Origin of the sequence: Kitasatospora sp. NPDC057738 (assembly GCF_042798815.1) — a bacterium.
Classification (GTDB): Bacteria; Actinomycetota; Actinomycetes; order Streptomycetales; family Streptomycetaceae; genus Kitasatospora; species Kitasatospora lactacystinica.
The window spans coordinates 16,539-27,177 of the sequence record NZ_JBHVJT010000016.1 but is presented as its reverse complement, the minus strand read 5'-3'; the positions used below and the strand labels follow the sequence as shown (position 1 = coordinate 27,177).

Genomic DNA, 10,639 nt, shown 5'->3' with positions numbered 1-10,639 from the left:
GGGGGGTCCGTTGGGCGGGGGTCCGGCCGAACCGGCCGGGAACCCCTGACCTTCCTTTCGGCCGCGCACCGCCCGGGACGTCCGAGAGCCGCCGCTCCCCACCGGTCGGTGCGGGGGCGGCGGCTCTCAGCCGTTGCGGCGGTACTGGTCCAGGGACACCCTGACCGGCCCGTCCGCGCCGGCGGTCGACAGCACCCGGACCACGGCGAGGTCCCGGCCGTCCGCGGACCGGACGCAGAACGCGCCGCGCGGTCCGACGGCGCCGAACGGCACCCGCCCGGCCGGCCGGGCGCCGAGCCCCTTGAGGCAGTCGGCGACGCCCAGGCCGGCGTCCCGGCCGATGAAGGTGTCGGCGGCCTCCGGGACGAGGAACTCGCCGTCGCCGCGGCCGACGTACCAGATCGCGCTGTCGACCGGGACGACGGTCCCGGTGGCGAGGTCGAACTCGTAGGAGGAGTCCGCCGAGGTCAGCTCGACCCCGCGGTAGACGGCGGCGTAGTCGGTGACGGGCGGCGGTGCGGAAGCGGTCGGCGCGGTCGGGGCCGACCGGGTGGGGGACGGGGATCCGGTGGGGGCCGACGGGCCGGGCGGGGCCGGGGTGACCGGTGCGGCGGTGCCGGACACCGGAGCCTCCTCGGTGGCGGCCTCCACCTGGTCCGGGTCGTCGAGCAGGAACACCGCCGACGCGGCGCCGACGGTCAGGGCCACGGCGGCGATCAGCGCCGTTCGTCCGAGGGCCCCTCTGCGGCCTCCTCCGGCCCGGGCGCGCCTCGCCGGGCCGCCCCCGGCCGAGGGCACCGGGACGGAGCCGGACGCCGAGGGCGCCGGCACCCGCCCGGAGGCCGCGGCGGGCTCCGGCAGCGGCCCGGACGCGACGACGGTGGGGGTCGGGACGGCCACCGGGGCGAGGACCGTACGGGCCGAGGCCCAGCCCGGCCCGTCCGTCCGGTCGCCCGGATCACCGAAACTTCCCTGCCCGCCGGAACCGCCCGGATCACCGATACCGCCCTGCCCGTCGGAATCACCCCGCTCGGCCTCGGCCGGCACCTGCGGCAGCTCGGCGTGCCGGGTCATCTGGCTGGTCAGACGGTGCGGCAGCCAGTCGTCGCCGAACCTGAGGTGCCCGCCGACCGCCGGGTGGCTCCGGGCGGCGGCGATCACCTCGGCGGTGGTGGGCCGGTCCTCGGGCCGCTTGGCGAGGCAGTGCAGCAGCAGCTCGCGCAGGCCCGCCGGGACCGGGGTGAGGTCCGGCTCCTCGTGGACGGTCCGGTAGAGCGTCGACGGGTCCGGTCCGTCGCCGAAGGGCGGGTTGCCGCCGGCGACGTGGACGGCGAGGGCGCCGAGGGCGTACACGTCGGTGGCCGGGGTCGCGGGCCGGCCCATCGCCTGTTCGGGCGCCATGTAGGCGGGCGAGCCGATGCGCAGCCCGGTGCCGGTGAGCGCGGTGGCGTCGGCGGCCCGGGCGATGCCGAAGTCGATCACCCGGGGGCCGTCCGGGGCGATCAGCACGTTGCCCGGTTTGAGGTCGCGGTGCACCACCCCGGTGGCGTGGATCGCCTGCAGCGCCTCGGCGATGCCGGCGATCAGCAGCAGGACGGTCCGTTCGGGGAGCGGGCCGAAGCGCCGGACCACCTGCTGCAGGGACGGGCCCGGCACGTACGTGGTGGCGAGCCACGGCGGGGCGGCTTCCACGCCGGCGTCCACGAGCTGGGCGGTGAACAGTCCGTGGATGCGTCTGGCGCTGGCCACCTCCTGGGCGAACCGGGCGCGGAACTCCGGGTCCTCGGCCAGTTCGGGCCGCACCACCTTGAGTGCGACCGGCCGCCCGCCGGGGGTGTAGGAGAGGTAGACCCGGCCCATGCCGCCGGCCCCGAGCCGCGCGTACAGCCGGTAGCCGCCGACCTCGCGCGGGTCGTCCGGGGTCAGCTCCTGGAAGACCGGCTGGAGGGCGAAAGGGGATCGGTCAGCGGACATGCGGGCTGCCTCTCTCGGCGGTCGGGACGTCGGCGGTCGGTGGTGTCGGCGGTCGGGACGTCGGCGGTCGGGGACTCGGGGGCGCGGGGCCCGACGGCCGCGGAAGCGGCGTGCGGCGGGCACGGCCTCGCAGAGTTTAGAGGTTCCGTCAGGATTGGCCGAATCCGTCGCCGCCGGCTCGTCCGGGGCCCCGCCGGTCCCGGCGTCCCCGCCGCCCCTGGCGCCTCACCGGGGGTCGCCCAGCTCCGCCTCGATCGCCCCGCGCAGCAGGCGGCGGGCGTGCTCGACCGGCAGCGAGCCGCTGAGCCAGCGCACGCTCAGGCCCTCGACGAGTGCGGTCAGCCGTTCGGCGGCCGCCGCGTGCGCCGGCGCGGTGCCGCCCGGATCGGCCCGGGCGAGCAGTTCGGCGACGTCGTGCACCCAGGTGTGGGTGGTTCGCGCGAGGTCCTCGCGAAGCTCCGGGTCGAAGACCGCGGTGGCTCTCAACTCGCCCCAGGCGGTGCTGTTCTCCCGTACTTCGACGGTGTCCTGGAGCTCCAGGAGCAGCACCTGTTCCAGGTCGGCGCGGGGGTCCTCGGTCCGGGGCACCGGGTCCGGTTCGGCGGTGTAGTGGTCGGCGCGGTCGCTGATGAAGTCGAGCGTCCGGCGCAGCAGGCCGGCCCGGTCGGTGAAGTGGTAGTAGATCAACGAGGTGGACACCCCGGCTTCGCTCGCCAGCTCGCCCACCCGTAGTCCGCGTACGCCGCGCCGGGCGATGACCCTGGTGGCGGCCTTGAGTATTTCTGTCCGACGGTCCGACATGGGCGCCCACTCTATGTGCTCCTCGGCTGGTCGGGCCAGCTGCCTGATGATCGTTTCAGGGTTTTCGAGGAGTCCTGCATCAAAAGCTTGACTGAATTTTCAGTACGGTAGAGGATGCGGGGCAACCCCCCACCTCCCACGTCATCCAGGGAGCGCCATGCACACCCCCACACCCTCACGACGCGGCCTGCTCCGGCTGGGCGCCGCCGCCGTACCCCTGATCGCCCTGGGGACGGCCCTTCCGGCCACCGCCCGGGCCGCGACCGCCGGCCCGCCAGGTGCCCCCGCCGCGGCGGACGCCGTCGCCCCGGCCGCGGCGGGCGGCACCACGCGGCTGCGGATGCCCGCCGAGAGCGACCGGCACGACCGCACCTTCATGGCCTGGCCGGCCCTGTCCTCGATCTGGCGGACCCAGCTCTCGGCGGTCCGCGACGACATCGCCCGCGTCGCGTACGAGATCTCCCGCTACGAGCCCGTCGTCGTGGTCGCCCGCCCCGGCCAGGCGGCCGACGCGCGCTACTACTGCGGCCCCGGCGCCTACCACGCGATCACCGTGGTCGAGATCTCCAACGACGACCTGTGGATCCGCGACTTCGGCCCGACCTTCGTGGTCGCACCGGGCGCCGTCGCCGGCGTCGACACCAACTTCAACGGCTGGGGCAAGACCGGCACCCCCTACTACCAGCGCTACACCGAGGACGCCGCGGTCGCCGCCGCCCTCCTCGCCGAGTACGGCGTCGACCGCGTCCGGGCCCCCTTCGTCGGCGAGGGCGGCGCCCTGGAGACGGACGGCCAGGGCACCCTGCTGGCCACCGTCAGCTCGCTGGTGAACCCCAACCGCAACCCCGGGATGTCCCAGGACCAGGTCGAACAGGCCCTGAAGGCGTCGCTCGGGATGGACAAGGTGATCTGGCTGGCCGGTCTGGCGGGCCAGGACATCACGGACTACCACATCGACTGCCTGGCGCGCTTCACCGCGCCCGGCCGGGTGCTCCTCGACCGGCCCGGCCCCGGCACCGACCGGATCTGGATCGACGTCTACGAGCAGGCCAAGCAGGTCCTGCGGACCGCGACCGACGCCCAGGGCCGCCCGCTGACCGTCGTGGAGCTCCCCGGCCCGAACCGCGCCCGGATCCGCGGCCGCGGCAAGGACTTCCTGTCCAGCTACACCAACTTCTACGTCGCCAACGGCGCCGTGTTCGTCCCGCAGTTCGGCGATGCCGACGCCGACGCCCGGGCCTACGCGATCCTGCGGGCCGAGTTCCCCGGCCGCGACGTCGTCCAGCTGAACATCGACACCATCGCCTCCGGCGGTGGCGGCATCCACTGCGCCACCCAGTCCCAGCCGGCCGTCCCGCCGGCGCTCTGAGACCCCCTGGCGGCCCGTCCGGTACCCCACGGAGGCGGGCCGCCGGGGATCCTTCCGCTCCCACCACCCTCCCCCTCGACCGGCCCGCGCCCCGAACGCGCCGGGCCGGCCGGGGACCGACCAGAAGAGGTTTCCCGTGACGTACCGAATGCCCGCGGAGTGGACCGAGCACGAGGGCTGCCTGATGGCCTGGCCCGTCCGCCCGGACCTGTGGGGCGACACCCTGGCCGAGGTGAAGCGCGAGTACGCGGCGGTCGCCCGCGCCATCGCGGAGTTCGAACCGGTCACCATGGTGGCCCCGCCCGGCCACGGCGACGAGGCGCGCGCCCACTGCGGCACGGGCACCGGCACCGGCATCACCGTCGTCGAACTCCCCACCGACGACTCCTGGTTCCGCGACTCCGCGCCGATCTTCGTCCTCGACGGCGACGGCCGCCGGGCCGGCGTGGACTTCCGCTTCAACGCCTGGGGCCGCAAGCACAGCCCCTGGGACGCCGACGACCGGATCAGCGGCCTGCTGCTGGAGCACCTCGGCACCCCGGCGATCCGCTCCGGGATGATCCTCGAAGGCGGCGCGATCACCGTCGACGGCGAGGGCACGCTGATCACCACCGAGCAGTGCCTGCTCCACCCCAACCGCAACCCGGAGATGACCCGGCAGGAGATCGAGGCCGAGCTGAAGGCCCGGCTCGGCGTCACCACGATCGTCTGGCTGCCGTACGGCGGGGCGCTGGACACCGAGACCGACGGGCACGTCGACGGCGTCTGCGCCTTCGTCGCCCCCGGCAAGGTCGTGGTGCAGCTCCCGGCCGATCCCGACCACCCGGACTACGTGCGGATGCGGGCCAACCGCGCCGTGCTGGAGCACTCCACGGACGCCCAGGGCCGGCCCTTCGAGATCGTCGACCTGCCGCAGGCCGCCTTCGTCGAGGTCGACGGCCGGGAGGTGGAGGTCGGCTACCTGAACTTTTACCTCGCCAACGGCGGCGTCGTGGTGCCGGTCGCCGACCACCCCGAGGACGCGGCGGCGCTGGCCGTGCTGGCCGCCGCCTACCCGGACCGCAAGGTCGTCGGCGTGCGCGCCCGGGTGATCGCCTACGGCGGTGGCGGAGTCCACTGCATCACCCAGCAGATCCCGGCCGCCACGCAGGCCACCGCCACGCAGGCCGATGCCACGCAGACCACCGCCACGCCGTCCGCGGCTGCTCGCGCCTGACCCTCGCCAGCGAACGGAGAAAACCCTCATGACTCCCACCGCGCCCGCGAGACGCACCGCGGCCCGGCGGCGGCTCGTCCTCGCCACCGCCCTGCTCTCGGCCGCGGCCCTGGCCGCCGCCTGCTCCGGCCCGCCCCGCGGCGCCGGCGGGTCGGCCGTACAGCTCTCCGCCGACACCCCGGCGGCCAAGGGCGAGCTCGACTCCTTCACCTGGGCCACCTACGCCGAACCGCCCACCCTGGACTACGTCCAGGCCTTCGACTACCCGCAGAACACCGTGCTCGCCAACGTCTGCGAGAGCCTGATGCGCTGGACGCCCCAGCTCACCCTGGCCCCCGGCCTGGCCGAGAAGGCGTCCAGCCCCGACCCGACCACCTGGGTCTACGACCTGCGGGCCGGCGTGCACTTCCACGACGGCACGGTGATGACCGCCGACGACGTCGTGTACAGCCTCGGCCGGCAGACCAACCCGGACAACGCCTCCGCCTGGGCGCAGGTGTTCCAGAACGTCGACTCCGTCACCGCGACCGGCCCGCTCCAGGTCACCGTCAAGCTCAAGCAGCCCGACTCCCAGTTCCCCCAGTACATGGCGACGGCCGCCGGCGTGGTCGCCGCCAGGGCCGGGGTGGAGGCGGCCGGCAAGGACTACGGCACCAGCGGCGGCCTCGACTGCACCGGCCCCTTCAAGCTGGGCGGTTGGGCCAAGGGCCAGTCGATCGAACTCCAGCGCTTCGACGGCTACTGGGGCACCAGGGCCAAGGCCGGGAAGGTCGTCTTCAGCTTCCTCACCGACGCGTCCGCCCGCACCAACGCGATGCTCACCGGGGACGTCGACGGCGGCTACCTGATCCCCACCGAGAGCTACGACCGGCTGAAGAAGGACGGCCCGGGCACGCTCTACTTCGGCGAGGGCCTGAGCACCGTCAACGTCAACGTCACCAGCATGCACGGCCCGCTCGGCGACCTGCGCGTCCGCCAGGCCCTGTCCCTGGCCCTCGACCGCTCCGGCTTCGTCAAGGCCGGCCTCTCCGGCGCCGGCACCGTCACCGGCTCCCTCACCACCAGGGCGGCCTGGGGCGCGGCCCCCGACGACGTCCGCAGGACGGCCTTCGACGGCCTCACCCCCACGGCGCAGGACATCGACAAGGCCAAGGCCCTGGTCAAGGAGGCCGGCGCGAGCGGCCGGACGATCGTCATGGCCACCAGCACCATCGGCCAGGACGTCTCCCTGCTCGCCACCGCCGTCCAGGCCGCCGGGGCGAGGATCGGGCTGGACGTCCAGCTGAGGACGATCGCCCCGAACGCCTTCACCGCGCTGTTCACCGACCCCAAGGCGCGCGAGGGCATCGACCTGTTCCCGGAGACGTACTACGACTCCATCACCGACCCGCTCGACCTGCTTGTCAACTTCCGGACCGGCGCCTACCAGAACTTCGCCGGGTACAGCGACAAGGCCTACGACGACCTCGTCGACCAGGCCACCGCCGAGTACGACCCGGCCAGGCGCGGCGCGATCGAGGCGAAGCTCCAGCAGACCGCCTCCCAGCAGCTGCTCTGGATCCCGGTCGCCGAGTGGCCGACCGCCGTCTTCCTCAACAAGCGCATCACCGGCGCCCCCACCACCATCGCGTACATGTACTACCCGTGGGCCGCCGACGTGGGGGCCGCCCGGTGAACTTCCTGAGATTCGCCGCCCGGCGACTGGTGGAGATGGCCGCGACCCTGCTCGGCGCCTCCTTCGTGGTCTTCGGCGCGATGTACCTGGCGCCGGGCAACCCGGCGAGTTTCCTCCTGTCGGGCCGGTCGGCCTCGCCGGCCGCCCTGCAGGCGATCAACGACCAGTACCACCTCGACGACCCGTTCCTGGTCCGGTACTTCCGCTGGCTCGGCCAGGTGCTGCAGGGGGACTTCGGGCGCTCCATCACCTACCGCACCGACGTCTCCACGCTGCTCGCCGACCGCCTGCCGGCGACCCTGACGCTGGTGGCCATGGCCATGGCCCTGGTGGTGGTCGTCGTCATCGGTCTGGCGCTCGGCTGGATCGGCGCGGTGCGCGGCGGCGCGACCGACTCGGCGATCCTGCTCTCCACCACGCTCGCCGTCGGCACCCCCTCCTTCGTCGCGGCCGTCCTGCTGCAGGGCCTGTTCGCGGTCAAGCTGGGCTGGTTCCCCACCAGCGGCACCGGCGACGGCTTCGCCGACCTGCTGTGGCACCTCACCCTGCCCGCGGTCGCCCTCGCGCTGTACCTGATCGGGATGCTCGCCCGGGTCACCCGCTCGGCGATGCTGGACGCCCTGGAGGGCGAGCACGTCACCGTCGCCCGCAGCCGGGGCGTGCCCGAACGCGAGGTGATCCGCCGCCACGTGTTCCGCAACTCGCTGGGCACCGTGCTGACCACCGGCGGCCTGATCGTCTCCACCCTGCTGGTCTGCACGATCCTGGTGGAGTCGGCGTTCAGCGTCGGCGGCATCGGCCAGCTCCTCGAACTGTCCACCACCACCAAGGACTTCCCGACCGTCCAGGCCATCTCCCTGCTCGTCGTCGCCCTGTTCATGACCGTGAACCTGGTCGTCGACCTGCTCCACCCGCTGGTCGACCCCCGGGTCGCCCTCGGCACGAGGAGGTCCGACGCATGAGTGTCGCCCTCGCCCGCCGGCCCGGTCTCGGCCGCCTCAAGGCCGCCCGCGCCCCGCTCCACCTGGCCTGCCTGGGCATCGTCGCCCTGGTGGTGCTCGCCGCCCTGCTCGCCCCCTGGATCGCACCGGACGACCCCAACGCCGTCGACCTCGGCAACGCCCTGGCCGGCCCCTCGCCCGACCACCTGCTCGGCGTCGACACCGCCGGCCGCGACACCCTCTCCCGGCTCCTGCTCGGAGCCCGCACCTCCCTGCTCGGCCCGCTCGGCGTGGTCGCCTTCTCCACCGTCGCGGGCGTGGCCGTCGGCCTGGCCGCGGGCTGGCGGGGCGGCTGGCTCGACTCCGTCCTGTCCCGCAGCACCGAACTCGTCTTCGCCTTCCCCGGCATGCTGCTCGCCATCCTGATCGTCTCGGTGTACGGGGAGGGCCTGCTCGCCCCCGTCGTCGCCCTGGCGGTCGCCTACCTGCCGTACGTCTCCCGGCTCACCCGCTCGCTCGTCCTCGCCGAACGGTCCCGCCCGTACGTCAGCGCCTACCAGGTCCAGGGCCACTCCACCCTGCAGATCTGCCTGCGGCACGTCCTGCCCAACATCGCCCCGATCGTCCTCGCCCAGTCCACGATCAACTTCGGCTACGCCCTGATGGACCTCGCGGGCCTCTCCTTCCTCGGGCTCGGCGTCCCCGCGCTCACCCCCGACTGGGGGCGGATGGTCTTCGACGGCCAGACCGCGATCCAGCACGGCTACCCGCTCTCCGCGATCCTGCCGTGCGTCCTCATCGTGCTCACCGTGGTCGCCTTCAACGTCGTCGGCGAGCGCTGGGCCGACCGCGTCGCCCGGAGGACCCCATGAACCGCAGCAGCCACGAACCGGAGCAGCGCGTGAACGCCCTCGACGTCCGGGGCCTGCGGCTCCGCCTGCCCGGCACCGCCCGGCCCGTCCTCGACGGCGTCGACCTCACCGTGGGCCCGGGGGAGACCGTCGCCCTGGTCGGCGAGTCCGGTTCCGGCAAGAGCCTCACCTCCCGCAGCGCCCTCGGCCTGCTGCCGCCCGGCGCCACCGCCGAGGGCAGCGTCCTGGTCGACGGGGAGGACGTCCTGACCATGGGCCCCGACCGGCTGCGCGCCCTGCGCACCGGCCGGGCCGCCATGATCTTCCAGGACCCCCGGGCGGCCATCAACCCGCTGCGCCGCGTCGGCGACTTCCTCACCGAGAGCGTCCGCCTCACCGGCGCCATGCGCCGGGAGGACGCCGACCGGCGCGCCGCCGAACTGCTCGACGCCGTCGGCCTCGGCCCGGAACTGCTGAACCGCCACCCCGGGCAGCTGTCCGGCGGCATGCTCCAACGCGTCATGATCGCCGCCGCGCTGATGGGCGACCCGGTCCTGCTGCTCGCCGACGAGCCCACCACCGCGCTCGACGTCACCAGCCAGGCCGAGGTCATCGCACTCCTCGGGGAGCTGCGCCGACGCTTCGGCACCGGCCTGCTGTTCGTCACCCACGACCTCGGCCTCGCCGCCGCCATCAGCGACCGCGTCTACGTCATGTACGCCGGGCGGATCGCCGAGACGGGCCCCGCCGCAGCGCTCTTCGAGAGTCCCCGCCACCCCTACACCGCCGCGCTGCTGGCCTCCACCCCGGGGCTGGAGTCCGACAGCCGCCGCCTCGCCGCGATCGACGGCCAACCGCCGGACCTGCGCCAGGAGTTGACCGGATGCGCGTTCGCCGCGCGGTGCCGGTACGCGACCTCCCGGTGCCGCGAGGAGACCCCCGTGGCGCTCCCGGTCGCCTGCCACCACCCGCTCGAAGGGAGCCGCGCCGATGCCTGAGGCCGTACTGGAGGTCACCGGACTGTGCCGGACCTTCGGCACCGTACGGGCGGTGGACGACGTCACCTTCACCCTCGCCGCCGGCGGATCGCTCGGCATCGTGGGCGAGTCGGGCTCCGGCAAGACCACCACCGCCCGGATCGTCGTCGGCCTCGAACAGGCCGACGAGGGGCGGGTCGCCGTCCGGGGCCGGGCCCGAGGCGGCCGGGTGCGGGGGAGGGCCGAGCGGCTGGCCCGCGCCCGCGAGGTCCAGATGGTCTTCCAGGACCCGTACCTCTCCCTGGACCCGCGCACCAGCGTCGAGGCCGTGCTCCGCGAGACCCTGCGGCTGCACTTCCCCGGCACCGACCACGAGGCCCGGATCCGGGAGCTCCTCGACCAGGTCGGCCTCGGCACCCGGGCGGCCGACGCGCTGCCCCGGCAGCTCTCCGGCGGCCAGCGCCAACGCGTCGCCATCGCCCGGGCGCTGGCCGTCCAGCCGGCCGTCCTGGTGCTGGACGAGGCGGTCGCCGCCCTGGACGTGTCCGTGCAGGCGCAGGTGCTGAACCTGCTCGCCGACATCCGCGAACAGACCGGCATCGGCTACCTGTTCATCACCCACGACCTCGGCGTCGTCCGCTGCGTGACCGACGAGGTCGTCGTCATGCGCCACGGACGGATCGTCGAATCCGGCCCCACCGCCCACGTCCTGGACTCCCCGCAGCACGCCTACACCCGGCTGCTGCTGGAGTCCGTCCCCCGGCCCGGCTGGGATCCCGACCGGATCGCCGCCGCGCGCCGCGCCTTGTAAGACGGCCCCGGCCCGGCAGGTGGT

The 10,639-nt window shown here is 74.2% G+C and carries 9 protein-coding genes; 7 read left to right on the top strand and 2 right to left on the bottom strand.

Translation table 11 applies throughout. The annotated features are described in order from the left end of the window. Positions 1-126: 126 nt before the first annotated feature. Both ACFVGO_RS11355 and ACFVGO_RS11350 read right to left on the bottom strand, forming a co-directional pair. On the bottom strand, positions 127-1,974 hold the full coding sequence (locus tag ACFVGO_RS11355; protein ID WP_380631418.1) for a protein kinase: 1,848 nt from the start codon (positions 1,972-1,974) through the stop codon (positions 127-129). A gap of 225 nt (positions 1,975-2,199) precedes the next feature. Then, complete coding sequence (locus ACFVGO_RS11350) at positions 2,200-2,775, bottom strand: TetR/AcrR family transcriptional regulator (protein ID WP_359898971.1); 576 nt, start codon at positions 2,773-2,775, stop codon at positions 2,200-2,202. 157 nt (positions 2,776-2,932) lie between these two features. Here ACFVGO_RS11350 and ACFVGO_RS11345 point away from each other — a divergent pair, with 157 nt between their 5' ends. From ACFVGO_RS11345 to ACFVGO_RS11315, 7 genes are all read left to right on the top strand, one after another. Continuing rightward, complete coding sequence (locus tag ACFVGO_RS11345) at positions 2,933-4,144, top strand: agmatine deiminase family protein (RefSeq protein WP_380631417.1); 1,212 nt, start codon at positions 2,933-2,935, stop codon at positions 4,142-4,144. Between the two features lie 136 nt (positions 4,145-4,280). Continuing rightward, complete coding sequence (locus tag ACFVGO_RS11340; protein WP_380631416.1) at positions 4,281-5,360, top strand: agmatine/peptidylarginine deiminase; 1,080 nt, start codon at positions 4,281-4,283, stop codon at positions 5,358-5,360. 28 nt (positions 5,361-5,388) lie between these two features. Further along, a complete protein-coding gene (locus ACFVGO_RS11335) occupies positions 5,389-7,035 on the top strand; it encodes an ABC transporter substrate-binding protein (RefSeq protein ID WP_380631415.1) in 1,647 nt (548 codons plus the stop codon). Then, on the top strand, positions 7,032-7,997 hold the full coding sequence (locus ACFVGO_RS11330) for an ABC transporter permease (RefSeq protein WP_380631414.1): 966 nt from the start codon (positions 7,032-7,034) through the stop codon (positions 7,995-7,997). Before ACFVGO_RS11335 ends, ACFVGO_RS11330 begins: the two co-directional genes overlap by 4 nt. Next, positions 7,994-8,848: an ABC transporter permease gene (locus ACFVGO_RS11325; RefSeq protein ID WP_359898980.1), complete on the top strand. Its 855-nt coding sequence runs from the start codon at positions 7,994-7,996 to the stop codon at positions 8,846-8,848. The genes ACFVGO_RS11330 and ACFVGO_RS11325 overlap by 4 nt, the downstream gene beginning before the upstream one ends. Further along, positions 8,845-9,825: an ABC transporter ATP-binding protein gene (locus ACFVGO_RS11320; RefSeq protein ID WP_380631413.1), complete on the top strand. Its 981-nt coding sequence runs from the start codon at positions 8,845-8,847 to the stop codon at positions 9,823-9,825. The genes ACFVGO_RS11325 and ACFVGO_RS11320 overlap by 4 nt, the downstream gene beginning before the upstream one ends. Further along, entirely contained in the window at positions 9,818-10,615 is a 798-nt protein-coding gene (locus ACFVGO_RS11315; RefSeq protein ID WP_380631412.1) for an ABC transporter ATP-binding protein, read from the top strand. Before ACFVGO_RS11320 ends, ACFVGO_RS11315 begins: the two co-directional genes overlap by 8 nt. Positions 10,616-10,639 lie beyond the last annotated feature (24 nt).

Bases quoted from the DNA above. Each gene is read 5' to 3' on its own strand.
- ACFVGO_RS11355 (WP_380631418.1), bottom strand. From the start codon at position 1,974: ATGTCCGCTGACCGATCCCCTTTCGCCCTCCAGCCGGTCTTCCAGGAG.
- ACFVGO_RS11350 (WP_359898971.1), bottom strand. From the start codon at position 2,775: ATGTCGGACCGTCGGACAGAAATACTCAAGGCCGCCACCAGGGTCATC.
- ACFVGO_RS11345 (WP_380631417.1), top strand. From the start codon at position 2,933: ATGCACACCCCCACACCCTCACGACGCGGCCTGCTCCGGCTGGGCGCC.
- ACFVGO_RS11335 (WP_380631415.1), top strand. From the start codon at position 5,389: ATGACTCCCACCGCGCCCGCGAGACGCACCGCGGCCCGGCGGCGGCTC.
- ACFVGO_RS11325 (WP_359898980.1), top strand. From the start codon at position 7,994: ATGAGTGTCGCCCTCGCCCGCCGGCCCGGTCTCGGCCGCCTCAAGGCC.
- ACFVGO_RS11320 (WP_380631413.1), top strand. From the start codon at position 8,845: ATGAACCGCAGCAGCCACGAACCGGAGCAGCGCGTGAACGCCCTCGAC.
- ACFVGO_RS11315 (WP_380631412.1), top strand. From the start codon at position 9,818: ATGCCTGAGGCCGTACTGGAGGTCACCGGACTGTGCCGGACCTTCGGC.